Raw genomic sequence first — 14,395 nt, forward strand, 5'->3', positions numbered from 1 at the left:
GGGCACACCTCTTTCTTGCGATCAACGGAACGCCGGAGTGCTCCTCAACGGGCGATCGATGCGAGTTCCACGCCGATCGCGTCGATCTCAGTCGGGTCGAGCTGCACCGCTGCGGCCGCGAGCGAAGCGTCGAGCGTGGCGGCGCGACGAGCGCCCGTGAGCACTCCGACGTTCTCACCCGCACTCAGCAGCCAGGCGAGCAGGATGCTCGTCGGTTGCATCCCGCGCAGCGCGGCCGCCGAGAGCACCGTCGATCCCGGTTCGGTGAGATCGACGCCCGCGAGAGGGGAGTAGCCGAAGAAGGCGATGCCCGCGTCTGTGCATTCCTGCAACAGTCCCGCATCGGCCGGGGCGAGCACCCCGTGCCGATTCTGGATGGCATCGATCCTCGTGATCTCCCGCGCTGAGCGCAGCTGATCCACCGTGACATTGCACAATCCGATGCGCACGGCGAGGCCTGCCGTACGCAGCTCGGCCAACGTGCCCACGCTGTCCTCGAAGGGCACGCGGGGGTCGGGATGGTGCAGGTAGTAGAGGTCGTGAGCCTCGCGTCCGAGGGCGTCGAGGCTGCGCTGGCAATCGCGACGCAACGCCGCCGGCGAGGCATCGATCGGATAGTCGTCCCCGTCCCGGAAGTGCCCGCCCTTCGTCGCCACCAGCACGCGGGACTCGCCCCGCCGTTTCAGCACCCGGGCGATGAGTCGTTCGTTGTGGGATTCCTCATCGCGTGTCGTATAGGCCCTGGCGGTGTCGATCAGGTCGACGCCGGCGTCGAGTGCGCGCTCCAGGATCGCCTCGGCAGGTGCGTCGTCGGCAGGATCCGTGATCGACCACCTGGCTCCTCCGAGGCTGACGCGTCCGATGTGCCGGTCGCCGATGGTCATCGTCAATGTGGGGGACATGTCATATATGTTCCCAGCATTCGACGGAAAAGTGACGGATCTTCCGAGTTAAGGCGATCACTTATATGATGACCCTGTACTCAAGGAGGAGAATTGACCATCGAAGTTCAGCTCAGGGCCGCCTACCGCGATGACGCTCTCGGGATTCCCGCGCGGCGCGGAGTCATGCTCTCATGGCAGGTCGACGGAGACGAGGCAATCGACTCCGCCGCGGGTGCAGACGTCGTCGTGTTCCGTCGCGGGCGCGACGGCGCATCCGACGTGCTGTGGGAGGCGTCTGCCGTCCCCGGCAACACGATCCTCTACGCCGGTCCGGAGCTCGTCTCTCGCGATGAGGCCTGGTTCACCGTGTCCCTTCGTGGCGTCGACGGTCGTCTGGTGACGGCCGACGCCACTCGATTCGAGGTCGGTCTCCAAGACGAACGAGACTGGAGCGGCGACTGGATCTCCGCGCCCCTCCAGGAGTTCCGCCGCGAGACCTGGGACCCCGTGCCACTGCTGCGCAACAGCTTCGCTCTCGCCGCCGTCCCGTCCCGCGCACGCCTCTACGCGACGGCGCTCGGCATCTACCGCGTCTGGGTCAACGGCACCGAACTCAGCGCCGAGTCTCTGCTGCGACCCGGATGGACCGACTACCGGTTCCGCGTGCTGCACCAGACCTATGACCTCGCAGGACTTCTGCACGAGGGTGAGAACGTCGTCGCGGTCGAACTCGCCCGCGGGTGGTACGCCGGGCGCCTCGGTCTCCAACGCGAACTGGCGCTCTACGGCGAGCAGCCCGCCGTACGGATGCAGGTCGAGGGCGACGACGGTGTCACGCTCACGGCCACCGGTGGCTCGTGGACGCAGAGCTTCGGCGACATCATGGCCAGCGACCTTCTCACCGGCGAGATCCAGGACGCGCGCCAGGCGCAGCCGGGCTGGAACGCTCCCGGGTTCGACGACTCGGCGTGGGCGAACGCACTCGTCCGCGACGACGTCGATGTGACGATCACGCCGCAGCCGCACGAATCCCCCTGGATCATCGAGGAGTTCGACGGCACCCTCGTGCGCGCACACGCGCGCGGTCCCGCCGTCTACGACTTCGGCCAGAATCTCATCGGCTGGACGCGCATCGAGGGGCGCACCCTGCCGAAGGCCGACCTCATCGTCCGGCACGGCGAGAAGCTCACCGTGGACGATCTGGTCTGGCGCGACAACCTGCGTGGAGCCTTCCAGGAAGACCGGTACACGACCGGCGATGGGGCTCGGCATACCCTCGAACCGCGCCACACCCAGCACGGATTCCGCTACGCGGAGGTCTGGAACTTCGCGCCCGAGGTCGAGTTCGGCGCTCTGGAGGTTCCCGACGACTTCACGGTCACGGCCCTGGCGATCACCGGCCTTCCCGAGGTCGGGCGCTTCGAGAGTTCCGATCCGCAGCTGAATGCGGTCGCCGAGATGGTCGGCTGGACCGTGCGCGACAACTTCCTCGAGGTGATCACCGACTGTCCGCAACGCGATGAGCGTCTCGGGTGGCTCGGCGACGCGGGCGTCATCGCGAACAGTGCCGCGTATCAATACGACACGGCCGCCTTCGTCGCGAAGTTCGTGCGGGATGCCGCGGACTCGCAAGGCGAAGACGGCGTCATCCGCTCGTACGTCCCTCCCGTTCCTCCTGGAACCGATCGGGACGGAGCACCCGGATGGGCGGACGGCTATGTGCGTCTCGTTCACCTTGCTCTGACCCGCTACGGGGATGTGGCCACCGCGGCGGAGCATTTCGACCACATCGCCCGCTACCTCGCCTTCGTCGATGAGGCGAACCCGGACGGCATCCGCACGGAGCGCGTCGGCGCCGACTTCTCGGACTGGCTGTCGCTGCCCGAGGACCCGAACGAGCCGACTCATCCCGGCTACGCGTACACCGGCGCGCGGTCGACGAGCTCACGGCGGGTCATCGCCACAGCTCACACGATCCACTCGTGGGACCAGTTCGCGGACATCGCCGCGGCTCTCGGTCGTACCGACGATGCGGCCCGGGCCCGTGCCCGCGCCGACGAGCTGCGCTTCGTCTACGCGGCGAACTTCCTCGACGATCGTGGATGGATCGAAGGCGACACGCAGACCGTCTACGCGCAGGCCCTCGGCTACGACATCCTGCGCGGGGCCGACCGCGAACGGGCGGTCGCGCGTCTGGCCGAGAAGGTGCGCGAACTCGGCCACGTGACCGTCGGGATCCACGGTTCCGAGCACATCGTCCCGGCGCTCGCCCGCAACGGCCACGCCGACCTCGCGGAGATGCTGCTCATGCGCGAGGAGATGCCCAGTTGGAAGCACATGGTGTCGATGGGAGGGACGACCGTGTGGGAGAAGTGGGACGGCATCCTCGCCGACGGCACGATGTCGACAGCGGAGATGAACTCGTTCAACCACTGTGCGCTCGGCGCGATCGGCGAGTTCCTCTATGAAGGCGTCGCCGGGCTGGACCTTCGATCGGTGGCCGGCACGGGATCGGTGCGGATCGCGCCGATCTACCTGGAGTCCCTGGAGTGGGCCGAGGCCGAGCACCTGACGGTCGCCGGACCTGTGGCCACGCGCTGGGCGCGCGAGGGTGACCTTGTGCACCACGATGTGACCGTCGCTCCCGGATTGACCGCGGTGTACGCGGCGCCCGCCGGCTACGAGGTGGTCGGCCCGGACTCGGTGCTCGGCTCTGGGTCATCCCGGGTCACCGTCCGCCGTGTCACCGGCGCACGGAAGACGGGAGGCGCCGAGTGAGCGCCCTCCCGCCCGAAGTGGAGGCGCTCCGTGCACGCACGCGCGACTTCATCCGGAATGTCGTCGTGCCGGCAGAGCCGGGCCCGGATCTGCGTTTGAGTGAAGAGCTGCGCGCGACGCTGATGGCGGCGGCGAAGGAGGCGGGCGTGTTCGCGCCCCACGCCCCCCGTGAGTACGGCGGTCAGGGTGTGCCGATCGAGCACTGGTCGGCGATTTTCCAGGAGGCCGGGTATTCGCCGATCGGTGCGGTCGTGCTGAACTGCATGGCGCCCGACGAGGGCAACATGCACATGCTGAACATCATCGCGACGGCTGCGCAGAAGCAGCGGTATCTCGCGCCGCTCGTGGCCGGTGAGGTGCGGTCGTGCTTCGCGATGACCGAACCGCATCCCGGCGCAGGATCGGATCCGGACGCCCTGCTGACCGAGGCCGTGCGGGTCGAGGGTGGATGGGTGATCAACGGGCACAAGCGGTTCATCAGTGGTGCCGAGGTGGCGGCCTTCTCGATCGTGATGGCGCGCAACGACGCGAGCGAGGGTGTGCCGGCCGGCGCGACGATGCTGCTCGTCGACATGGACAATCCCGGCATCCGTATCGGTGAGCAGATCCATGCGATCGATCGAGCCATCGCCGGCGGGCACCCGCACGTCCACTTCGAGGACTGCTTCGTCGCCGACGACGCCGTGCTGGGGGCGCCGGGGGAGGGCTTCCGCTACGCGCAGGTGCGGCTCGGGCCCGCCCGGCTGACGCACTGCATGCGCTGGCTCGGTCTCGCCCGCCGATCCCTCGACATCGCACTGGACCGGGTCAACGAGCGCGAGATCTTCGGGCACCGCCTCGGCGAGCTGGGCATCGCCCAGGAGATGATCGCGCAGTCGGTGATCGACATCGAGACCTCGGATGCGATCATCGCCAAGACCGCTGCCCTGCTGGAGACGGACCCGAAGGCAGGCTCCGCCATGTCATCGGTCGCGAAGGTGCACTGCTCGGAGGCGATCTTCCGGGTGATCGACCGGTCGATCCAGCTTTGCGGCGGCGACGGGGTCACGGACAACCTTCCCCTGGCCTCCTTCATGAACGAAGTGCGTCCGTTCCGCATCTACGACGGCTCCAACGAGACGCACAAGTGGGCGATCTCGCGTCGCGCGACGTCGCGCCGCCGCAAGGAGGTCGCGTCGGGCGCCGAGCGGATGGACATCGTCGGGGGTGGGGGGTCGTGATCTCGACGCCGGATGGCGTGGAGGTCGTCGCCACCCGAGCGGATGCCGCGACCCTGGATCGTCCGCCTCTGCTGGTGCTCGACGCACTGATCGGATTCCTGGACGCCGAGGGGCTCGGGGACGGCCCGATCACGTGGCACCGCATCGGTGAGGGACACTCGAACCTGACCTACCTGCTCCGCCGGGGAGAGCGCTCGCTCGTGCTGCGCCGCGGCCCGCGGCCACCACTGCCGAAATCCACGCACGACATGGTGCGCGAGTCGCGCATCCAACTGCTCGTGAAGGCCGCAGGCATCCCGGTGCCGAACATCGTCGCCGTCTGCGAAGATGCGTCAGTCCTGGGCGTGCCGTTCTACGTCATGGATTACCTCGATGGCGTCGTCATCACGGATGCGGAGCCGACCGGCTTCGACACGGCACAGCGTCGCAGAGACACGGCGTTTGCCGCCGTCGATGCACTCGTCGCGCTGCACGGTGTGGACGTCGCCTCGGGCGGGCTGGCGAGCATCGGTCGGCCCGACGGATATCTGGAACGCCAGGTGGCCCTGTTCTCCGTACTGTGGGATGGTGCGACCCGGCGGTCGGTGCCGGAGATCGCGGCGGTCGCGACCGGACTCGCAGCGCGCACACCGAAGAGCCAGCGCGCGTCCGTCGTGCACGGCGACTTCCGGATCGGCAACCTCATGTTCGAGAGGGCCGCGCCACCGCGGGTGCTCGCCATCCTCGACTGGGAGATGGCGACGGTCGGAGATCCGCTCGCCGACCTCGGCTACTTCCTCGCGACCTATGCCGAGGCAGAATCGACCCCGACGCCGCTCGAACTCACCCCGGTCACGCGCTACGACGGCTATCCGAGCCGTGCGGAGCTCGCGGAGCGCTACGGGGCGGCCACCGGACTCGACCTGTCCGAGCTGCGTTGGTACCAGGCGCTGGCGCTGTGGAAGGCCGCTATCTTCTGCGAGGCGATCTACACGCGATGGCTGGACGGCGAGCGGCCCGGTGACGAGTTCGCACCGAGCCTGGCCGAGGGCGTGCCCGCGCTCGTCCGGCAGGCGGCGGCCCTCATCACTCCCAACTGACGACGATTTGGCGGAAGCACATGGCGACTCCGAGCATCCACGACGTTGACCTGTCGGCGGCCGGTCATGATTTCCGGCTGCGCGTGTATCCGGCCTCGGAGCCGACCGGTGATGTTCTGATCTGGCTTCACGGGGGCGCCTTCCTCTTCGGCGACCTGGAGATGCCGGAGGCAGACGCTACGGCTCGCGGTCTGACGGGCCATGGCGTGACGGTGATCTCGGTCGACTACACGCTCGCTCCGCTCGACGGGGCGGAGGATTATGTGCCGTCGAGACCGATCGGGACTCGTCCGCGGGCGGCATACCCCGTGGCGTCGCTGCAGGTGGTGGCCACGTTCGATTGGGCAGTGGAGAACGCGGCCAGCCTCGGCGGCGATCCGGCGAGAGTGTCTTTGGGTGGCGCGAGCGCGGGTGCGAACCTGGCGGCGGGTGCCGCGCTGCGGCTGCGAGATCGCGGAGAGACGCAGCCGTTCACGCAGGTGCTGGTGTATCCCGCGTTGCATCTTCCTGTCCTCGCCCCGGACGCTCACCTCGCCGAGCTCCTCGCGGCGCTGCCCGCCACGGCGAACCTCCCACCCGATTTCGGGTTCGTCGTCACGCGGAACTATCTCGGCGACGCGTCACCCGACGAGCTCTACGCATTCCCCGGGGGTCACGACCTTCGCGGGTCGGCGCCTGCACTGATCATCTCGGCGGAGACGGACGAGCTGCGGCCGTCGGCAGAGGCGTACGTCGGCGACCTCGCGCGTGGCGGCGTCGACGTCGAGTACCGCAAGCCGACAGGTACGCTCCACGGATTCTTGAACACCCCGACTGTGCCAGGGCAACGCGAGGTACTGGCGCAGATCGCGCAGTTTCTGCGCCGAGTGTGATCATCGATTGGATCGTCGCGAGGGCGATCCAAGCCGCAGGACTCACCTCGCGCGGTCCGTCGCTCCTCAGGCGTAGGTCGTCATGGCTGCGCGCACCGAGTCGAACATGGTGTCGACGTCGGTGAGCATCCCGGGATGTGTGAACGCGTATCGGTCGCCCGCACGCACGGCGCGCAGAACGATCTCGCCGGCCTCGGCAGGCGAGATCCACATCTCGTCTTCCTGGATCTTCTGCGCGATGTCGAAGTCGACGAGCCCGCCGGCGGTGCCCGCAGGACGGTTGCGCAGACTCTCCTTGATGTTGGTGCGCACGGCTCCCGGGTGCAGCACCGTGACGCCGACCTGATCGCCATCTGCGGCGAGCTCCGCAGCGAGGCTGAGGCTCAGGCCTTCGACGGCCGCCTTGCTCGCGACGTACGGCGCGTATCCGGGAGGGGTGAAGAAGCGCGACATCGACGCGGTGTTGACGATCCATGCGCCGTGCGGGTTCGAGCGGAGGTGAGGGAGGAAGTGGTGAACGCCGTGGATCACGCCCATCAGGTTCACTTCGAGCACCCAGCGCCAATCGTCCAGCGTCAGTTCCCGCACGAGACCTTTCGGCCCGACTCCGGCGTTGTTCACGACGAGGTCGACCCGTCCGTGATCGGCGATCACCTGATCGGCGAGAGCGGCCACGCTCGCGGCATCCGTCACATCCGTCTCGATGGCCGTGAAGCCCTCCTCGCGCACCCGAGCGAGCGCCACCGGGTCGCGATCGGCGATGACGACGGTGGCCCCTGCTCCGCGGAACGCATCGACGACGCCGCGTCCGATGCCGCTCGCACCGCCGGTGACCACGGCCACTCGCCCATTCCAGTCCTCGATGCCTGACATGACGTCCTCCATTCCGCAGGGCCGCTCCGCCCCGAACCGTTCTCGCCGCTGACCACGCCGTCGGCGACTTCCAGTCTGTGGGGGATCCGACGTCGGAGAATGCTCTGTCTCAAGGTGATAGCTCGGCTGTGTTCCCCGTTCCTTAGCGTGGGCTCAGAATCGGGCGTGCAACGTGCGCTCCGCGACTCGGAACCAACCAGAAGGAGCATGTACATGCTGCACATCGGCCTCAACTTCGGATTCGGAAAGCACGATCCTGCGATCAGCGACCACGAGCTCTATCGCAGCGAGACCGAACTCGCCGTGATGGCGGAGTCCCTCGGATACGACAGTGTCTGGGCGGTCGAGCATCACTTCAGCGACTACGCGTTCTGCCCGGACAACCTGCTCTGGCTGGCGCACATCGCGGCACGCACGGAGCGCATCGGGCTCGGCACCGGCGCGGTGATCCTGCCGTGGAACGCGCAGCCGCTGCGTGTCGCGGAGAAGCTGCTCATGCTCGACAACCTCTCCAACGGGCGCGCGATCTTCGGGATGGGACGCGGCCTGTCCCGCAAGGAGTTCGAGCCCTTCGGCGTCCCGCTGGACGAGACCCGGGAGCGGTTCGACGAGTCGGCCGCGATGGTCGTCAAGGCGATCCAGAGCGGATTCATCGAAGGCGACGGGCCGTTCTACCCGCAGTCGCGCACGCAGCTGAAGCCGGGCCCTCTCGCGCCCTGGGACGACCGCATCTACACGGTCGCCGGCTCGCACGACTCGATGGTCTCGGGCGTCAACCTGAAGGCGCGGCTGATGTCGTTCGTGCTGCGCCCGGTCGACAAGATGATGCCGACCTTCAACTCCTACCTCGACCTCTACCGAGAGACCTGGGACGCCGAGCCGCACCCGGTGTGCCTCAACGTGGCGATGTACTGCCACGAGGACGAGAAGGTGGCGATGGACGGGATGTACGAGTACGTCGGCAACTTCTTCGAGGCGAACGTCGCGCACTACGAGATGGACGGCGTCCACTTCGCGAACACCAAGGGCTACGAGCGCTATGGCGACAACGCGGCCCTGATCCGGGAGAAGGGCGTCAGCAAGGCTGGCAAGGACTACGCCGACGCCGCCCTCTACGGCACGCCTCAGATGATCCTGGAGAAGCTCGAGTGGATCCAGGAGCAGATGGGCCAGTTCGAGCTCATCCTGCAGCCGAGCTTCGGCGGGATGAGTCACGAGGCCGCCAAGGCGAGCATCGAACTGTTCGCCCGCGAAGTGGCCCCGGTCGCGCGCGAGCGCTACGGAGCGAAGCTCGCCCTGGTCTGAGGACTAGGCGAAGTCGATCACGACACTGCTGCGCAGGCCCGCCTCTTCGAGCAGGAGGTGGGCCTGCGCGGCATCCGCGGGCGCGAATCGGCGCACAGGCCGAGTGAGGTAGCGCGCGTCCGCGAACTCGTCCAGCTGTCCGCCGGCGCGCCACTCCTTCGGCACCGCGACCGGCAGGACGCGGATCTCCGCCTCCGACGGTCCGGTCCAGCCGCGCAGCGAGACGAGCGCGCCACCCGCACGCACCGCCGGCACGACCTCGTCATCGTGGATCGCCAGATCGATCGCGCCGTCGACCTGCCCGCCCGCCGCGGCGACGATGAGCCCGGCGAGTTCCGGACCCGCGGACACGAAGGAGTGCGCTCCGAGGGAGCGGACCAGCGCTTCGTCCCCGGAGCGCGCGACGCCGACCACCCGCAGCCCGCGGGAGACGGCGAGCGGGACGACGAGCGCTCCGAGTGCGCCCGCGGCCCCGGTGACGGCGATGGTCGCGCCCGCAGGAAGCTCGAGCAGCCGCAGTGCCTGCAGCGCCGTGTGCCCGTTCATGGGAAGCGTCGCCGCCTGATGCAGGTCGATGTCGGCCGGTACCCGGGCGAGCGTCTCATCCGGGACGACGATGCTCGCGCGGCATCCACCGCCGAAGGGGCTGGAGGGCAGCGTCATCCCCATCACGCGGTCGCCCGGGCGCCACGCGCTCCCCTCGCCGGACTCGTCGACGACACCGGCGACCGCCATGCCGGGGACGTACGGCGGTGCGCCGGTGGGTGGCCGGGCGCCGGAGCGCAGCACCAGGTCGGTGGGGTGCACTGCGGCCGCCGCCACGCGGACACGCGCCTCCCGCGGGCCTGGACGGTCCAGCGGCAGCTCGTGAACATGGAGCACCTCCGCAGGCCCGTGTTCCGTGAAGACGACGGCGATGGTGTCGGACATGGCACTCCCGAGGGCTGTGGGTGGACGGGGCGAGCGTATCGACCTGATGGTCGATGCCGGCGGCCAGGACGGCGTCCGTCTCAGCTTGAGACCTGGCGGATCGGACACCGCTCGTTACCTTGGTCGAACCCTGGAGCGCACGACTACGAAGTCGGTGCTCATGACGATCGCGAAGGAGCATCGGCGAAATGCACATCGGAGTGAACTTCGGTTTCGGACGGTTCGACACGAGCGTGTCCGAGTACGACGTGGTGAAGGGTGAGACGAAGCTCGCCGTGCTGTCGGAGGCCCTCGGCTACGACAGCGTCTGGGCAGTGGAGCACCACTTCACCGACTACTCGTTCATGCCCGACAACCTGCAGTGGCTGTCGCACATCGCCGCCAAGACCGAGCGGATCAAGCTGGGCACCGGCGCCGTCATCCTTCCATGGAACGACCCGCTGCGCGTGGCGGAGAAGCTGCTGCTGCTGGACAACCTGTCCGATGGTCGCGCGATCTTCGGCATGGGACGCGGAGTGGCCCGCATCGAGTTCGAGGGCCTGCGGATTCCCGTCGGGGAGTCGCGCGAGCGCATGGACGAGTCGATTCCGATGATCCTGGAGGCGCTCGAGACAGGCTTCATCGAGGGCCCCGGCCCGCATTACCCGCAGCCGCGGATGCAGCTCAAGCCCGGCCCCATCCGCACTTTCAAGGACCGCACGTATACGGTCGCGGGGTCGCAGGACTCCATCATCGCGGCCGTGAAGAACCGCGTGAGCGTGATGTCGTTCATCCTCCGCCCCGTCGACAAGCTCGTCGAGACGTTCGATGTCTACAACAGCCTGTGGCGCGAGACCTGGGACGACGAGCCGGCGCCGATCTGCATCAACGTGAACATGTACTGCAACGAAGACGCCGATCTCGCCCAGTCGCGCATGTACGAGTACCTCGGCAACTTCTGGAATCAGAACATCGAGCACTACGAGTTCCTCGGCAGCCACTTCGCGACCCAGAAGGGCTACGAGCGCTACGCCGAGAAGGCGGACGCGCTGCGCGAGAAGGGCGTCGAGCAGGCCGGGCGGGACTACGCCGACGCCGCTCTCTACGGAACGCCGGAGCAGCTCATCGCGAAGCTCGAGTGGATCCAGGACATCATGGGCCAGTACGAGCTGATCGTGGCCCCGTGCTTCGGCGGGATGCCGCAGGCGATGGCCGAGGAGAGCCTCCGGCTGTTCGCCGAGAAGGTCGCCCCCGTCGTGCGCGAGAAGTACGACGTCCGCATCTTCGACGGGCAGCTGGCGCGCTGACGCGCGACGGGAAAGACGATGATCAGAGAATCGGTGGGGCAGACGCGTCGGATCGTCGACAGCGGCGTTCCGATGACCGCCCGCGACGGCGTCGTGCTGCGCTCGGTCGTGCACCGCACGGCCGGGCGGGAGCAGCAGCCGATCGTGCTCGTGCGCAACCCGTATGGCGAGCCGCTGACCCGCAACCTGCCGATCCACGCTCTGCTGGCCGCAGGCTTCGCGATCGTGGTGCAGGACTGCCGCGGCACGGGCGACTCCGACGGAGTCTTCGTCCCGTTCGAAGAGGAGGCGCCCGACACGATCGACGCGATCGCCTGGTGCGGGCAGCTCCCCTACTCCAACGGTCACGTCGTCACCTACGGGGCGTCGTACTCGGGCATGGTCCAGATCGCGGCGGCAAGTGAGGCCCCGGAGGCGCTGGCGGGCATCATCCCCGTCGTCACTCCCGATGACTACCAGACGCGTCTCGCCTATCGCGGCGGGGCGGTCCAGATGGGCCAGCTCACCGGCTGGTACACGATGAAGACGCTGCAGACGCTGCTGTACCGGGCGCAGCTCGGTGAAGACGTCGGCGCCGAACTCGCGGCCTTCCGGCGGCACGCCGCGAATCCGTGGGCCTCGATCGAAGCCCGGCCGCTCGCGGACGCGCCGTCGCTCAGCGAAGTATTGCCGACGTGGCGTCGCTGGATGGAGAACGACACCACCGGGGACTACTGGCCGCGCGTGAGCTATCGCGATCGTCGAGGCGGGATCGCCGTCCCCGGGCTGCACATCGGCGGCTGGTTCGACCTGTTCCTCGGCGGCACCCTGGCCAACTTCGAGTTCCTCAGCGCGCACGCCGCGACCGAGCGCGCCCGTACCGGCCAGCGCCTCATCATCGGGCCGTGGCAGCACGTCGATCAGAGCGGAACGATCGGGGACCTCAGCTTCGGTGCCCCCGCCTCCGCCGCCGGCATGGGACTCGAGCCGGCGATCGCGGCATTCGCGGCGGCTTCGGCGGCCGGAGACGAGATCCCCGGAGCACCCGTGCGGCTCTACGTGATGCAGGCGGGAACCTGGCGCGACGAGCAGGAATGGCCGCTCGCGCGCACCTCCTGGACGCCCTGGTACCTGCAGCCCGATGCCTCGCTCGCACCGGTCGCACCGACCGCGAACGACGGCGAGAGCACGTACGTGCACGATCCGGCGAGCCCTGTGCCGATGCGCGGAGGACAATCCGGCATCTTCGCCGGTGGCATCGACGGCGGAAGCGAGTGGACCGCCGGTCCGCGCGACCAGCGCCCGCTCGATGGCCGGGACGACATCCTGCGCTTCTCGGGGACGCCGCTCGAGGCCGACCTCGAGGTCACCGGACCCGTCAGCGTGGTGCTGTATGCAGCGACGACCGCGGACGACACGGATTTCGTCGCGCGTCTGATCGACGTCCATCCGGACGGCCGAGCACTCGGCGTCGTGGACGGCATCGTCCGCGCGAAGTTCCGCGACGGTCAGGATGCCGCACGCCCGATCGAACCCGGTGAGACCACCGAATACCGTATCGATCTGTGGGCGACGAGCTGGCTGTTCCGTGCGGGACACCGCATCCGGCTCGACATCGCCAGCTCCTCGTACCCCAACTGGGACGTCAACGGTGGCAGTGCGCACAACAACGCCATGCTGGAACCCGACGAAAAGCGACCGGCGACGCAGCGGATCCTGCATAGCCGGCTGCACCCCTCCCACGTCATCCTCCCGATCATCCCTTCCGCGACCCCGGCCTGATCACCGGGTCACCTCTTCCCACCCCGATACACACACAGCAAGGAGAGCTTCGATGAAGAAGACGCACGCAACAGGCTGGATCGCGCTCGTCGCGGCAGCCGGCATCGCCCTGAGCGGATGCGCGGGCACCCCCAGCGACGGCGGCGCCGGCGGCGACGACAGCGGCGCCAGCGAGGAGCTCGTCGGCGGCCCCGGCGTCGACCTCGACGCCAAGACCATCCGCGTCGGGGCGCTCGTCCCGGTGTCCGGCGTCTTCGCCGGAGCCATCACGAACATCGAGGGCATGGAGGCCGGCTTCCACCGCGCCACCGAAGCCGGCGGCGCCCTCGAAGGATGGACCGTCGAAGTCGTCAACCAGGACACGAAATACGACGCTGCCACCGCGATCCCGCTCTACGAGGGCTTCAAGGACGACGTCTCCGTGATCTCGCTCGTCCTCGGATCGACCATCATCGACGCGCTCCTGCCATCGGTCGAGGCCGACAACGTGACCCTCATCCCCGGCGGGACGACCCCGAACCTCATGTTCGAGGAGCACATCCTCCCCACGCTGCCGATGACGAGCGCGCACGCCTCCAGCCTCATCCCCTACGTGGTGGAGGAGTACGACAAGGGCGACGCGACCTTCTGCACGATGACGGTCGAAGACACCCTCGGCAAGTACGTGCAGGAGAACTTCGACTTCACGGTCGAGGAGCTCAACCTCACCAAGGGCATCGACACCACCTTCGCCCCCAACACAGACCAGCTCACTCCCCAGATCACCGCGCTCAAGGGTGCGGGCTGCGACGTCGTGATGACCGGCGGCACGGGAGCGTTCCTGCAGACGCTCGCGGTCCAGTCGGTCCAGCAGGACTACTCGCCGATGGTGCTCGCCGGAAACTCCGCCTACAACATCACCTTGGCGACGGGACCCGGCGCTGCATGGCTGTCGGAGAACGCGATCATCTCGGTTCCCGGCGACGAATGGCTGGGGACGGATGCCCCCGGCCAGGCGGAGATGATCGAAGACCTCGAAGCGATCAACCCCGACTTCGTCCCGACCGCTAACGCACACCTGACGGGCTACGTGAACGCCCTGTTCACCGCCAAGCTGCTCGCCAAGGCGATCGAGGACGGCGACCTCAGCCGCGAGGGCATCGCTACCGCGGCCACGCAGTTGGGCACATGGGAGGATGAGCTCGGCCTCGTCGGTGGTGACGTCGTCATCGGAGAGAACCCGAGCGACCGCGTGCCGCCGTACAAGCTCTCGATGTTCCGCATCAACCCCGATGTCCCGACCGGACTCGCGCTCGAGGAGTACTACTTCGACTCGGAGGTCGCGAAGAAGTACATCGAATCCGTCACTCCGTAAGCCGCTGCGGGCGGCAGAGCACCACGCTCTGCCGCCCGCTCCGACAGGGAGGT

11 protein-coding genes are annotated in these 14,395 nt (G+C 68.1%); 8 read left to right on the forward strand and 3 right to left on the reverse strand.

The annotated features are described in order from the left end of the window. Window positions 1–44: 44 nt before the first annotated feature. Complete coding sequence (locus ASD65_RS13310) at window positions 45–902, reverse strand: aldo/keto reductase (protein WP_082561763.1); 858 nt, start codon at window positions 900–902, stop codon at window positions 45–47. 93 nt (window positions 903–995) lie between these two features. Here ASD65_RS13310 and ASD65_RS13315 point away from each other — a divergent pair, with 93 nt between their 5' ends. From ASD65_RS13315 to ASD65_RS13330, 4 genes are read left to right on the forward strand one after another with little or no spacing between them, the layout of a single operon-like run. Continuing rightward, window positions 996–3,662 carry a family 78 glycoside hydrolase catalytic domain gene (locus ASD65_RS13315; protein WP_056223401.1) on the forward strand — a complete coding sequence of 889 codons (2,667 nt, stop codon included), beginning with the start codon at window positions 996–998 and terminating at the stop codon, window positions 3,660–3,662. Further along, a complete protein-coding gene (locus tag ASD65_RS13320) occupies window positions 3,659–4,882 on the forward strand; it encodes an acyl-CoA dehydrogenase family protein (protein WP_056223403.1) in 1,224 nt (407 codons plus the stop codon). The genes ASD65_RS13315 and ASD65_RS13320 overlap by 4 nt, the downstream gene beginning before the upstream one ends. Then, window positions 4,879–5,961 carry a phosphotransferase family protein gene (locus tag ASD65_RS13325; protein WP_056223405.1) on the forward strand — a complete coding sequence of 361 codons (1,083 nt, stop codon included), beginning with the start codon at window positions 4,879–4,881 and terminating at the stop codon, window positions 5,959–5,961. Before ASD65_RS13320 ends, ASD65_RS13325 begins: the two co-directional genes overlap by 4 nt. A 20-nt stretch (window positions 5,962–5,981) precedes the next feature. Continuing rightward, window positions 5,982–6,833 (forward strand): alpha/beta hydrolase, encoded by an 852-nt coding sequence (locus tag ASD65_RS13330; protein WP_056223407.1) that lies wholly within the window; start codon window positions 5,982–5,984, stop codon window positions 6,831–6,833. Between the two features lie 66 nt (window positions 6,834–6,899). Here ASD65_RS13330 and ASD65_RS13335 read toward each other — a convergent pair whose 3' ends face one another. Further along, window positions 6,900–7,706 (reverse strand): SDR family oxidoreductase, encoded by an 807-nt coding sequence (locus ASD65_RS13335; RefSeq protein ID WP_162248504.1) that lies wholly within the window; start codon window positions 7,704–7,706, stop codon window positions 6,900–6,902. Window positions 7,707–7,919: 213 nt separating this feature from the next. On the opposite strand from ASD65_RS13335, the gene ASD65_RS13340 reads away from it, so the two are divergent. Next, window positions 7,920–9,011 carry an LLM class flavin-dependent oxidoreductase gene (locus ASD65_RS13340; RefSeq protein WP_162248505.1) on the forward strand — a complete coding sequence of 364 codons (1,092 nt, stop codon included), beginning with the start codon at window positions 7,920–7,922 and terminating at the stop codon, window positions 9,009–9,011. Between the two features lie 3 nt (window positions 9,012–9,014). On the opposite strand, the gene ASD65_RS13345 is transcribed toward ASD65_RS13340, so the two are convergent. Next, entirely contained in the window at window positions 9,015–9,941 is a 927-nt protein-coding gene (locus ASD65_RS13345) for an alcohol dehydrogenase catalytic domain-containing protein (protein ID WP_056223410.1), read from the reverse strand. 188 nt (window positions 9,942–10,129) lie between these two features. Between ASD65_RS13345 and ASD65_RS13350 the strand changes: the two genes are divergently transcribed. The 3 genes from ASD65_RS13350 to ASD65_RS13360 are packed head-to-tail and all read left to right on the forward strand — an operon-like array spanning window position 10,130 to window position 14,342. Further along, complete coding sequence (locus ASD65_RS13350; protein ID WP_056223413.1) at window positions 10,130–11,227, forward strand: LLM class flavin-dependent oxidoreductase; 1,098 nt, start codon at window positions 10,130–10,132, stop codon at window positions 11,225–11,227. Between the two features lie 18 nt (window positions 11,228–11,245). Beyond that, on the forward strand, window positions 11,246–12,988 hold the full coding sequence (locus tag ASD65_RS13355; protein WP_082561765.1) for a CocE/NonD family hydrolase: 1,743 nt from the start codon (window positions 11,246–11,248) through the stop codon (window positions 12,986–12,988). A gap of 52 nt (window positions 12,989–13,040) precedes the next feature. Continuing rightward, the gene (locus tag ASD65_RS13360) at window positions 13,041–14,342 is read left to right on the forward strand and encodes an ABC transporter substrate-binding protein (protein ID WP_056223416.1); all 1,302 of its coding nucleotides are present in this window, start codon (window positions 13,041–13,043) and stop codon (window positions 14,340–14,342) included. Window positions 14,343–14,395: the final 53 nt, after the last annotated feature.

It is taken from the genome of Microbacterium sp. Root61 (assembly GCF_001427525.1).
Lineage (GTDB): Bacteria > Actinomycetota > Actinomycetes > Actinomycetales > Microbacteriaceae > Microbacterium.

Bases quoted from the DNA above. Each gene is read 5' to 3' on its own strand.
- ASD65_RS13310 (WP_082561763.1), bottom strand. From the start codon at position 902: ATGTCCCCCACATTGACGATGACCATCGGCGACCGGCACATCGGACGC.
- ASD65_RS13330 (WP_056223407.1), top strand. From the start codon at position 5,982: ATGGCGACTCCGAGCATCCACGACGTTGACCTGTCGGCGGCCGGTCAT.
- ASD65_RS13335 (WP_162248504.1), bottom strand. From the start codon at position 7,706: ATGTCAGGCATCGAGGACTGGAATGGGCGAGTGGCCGTGGTCACCGGC.
- ASD65_RS13340 (WP_162248505.1), top strand. From the start codon at position 7,920: ATGCTGCACATCGGCCTCAACTTCGGATTCGGAAAGCACGATCCTGCG.
- ASD65_RS13345 (WP_056223410.1), bottom strand. From the start codon at position 9,941: ATGTCCGACACCATCGCCGTCGTCTTCACGGAACACGGGCCTGCGGAG.
- ASD65_RS13350 (WP_056223413.1), top strand. From the start codon at position 10,130: ATGCACATCGGAGTGAACTTCGGTTTCGGACGGTTCGACACGAGCGTG.
- ASD65_RS13355 (WP_082561765.1), top strand. From the start codon at position 11,246: ATGATCAGAGAATCGGTGGGGCAGACGCGTCGGATCGTCGACAGCGGC.
- ASD65_RS13360 (WP_056223416.1), top strand. From the start codon at position 13,041: ATGAAGAAGACGCACGCAACAGGCTGGATCGCGCTCGTCGCGGCAGCC.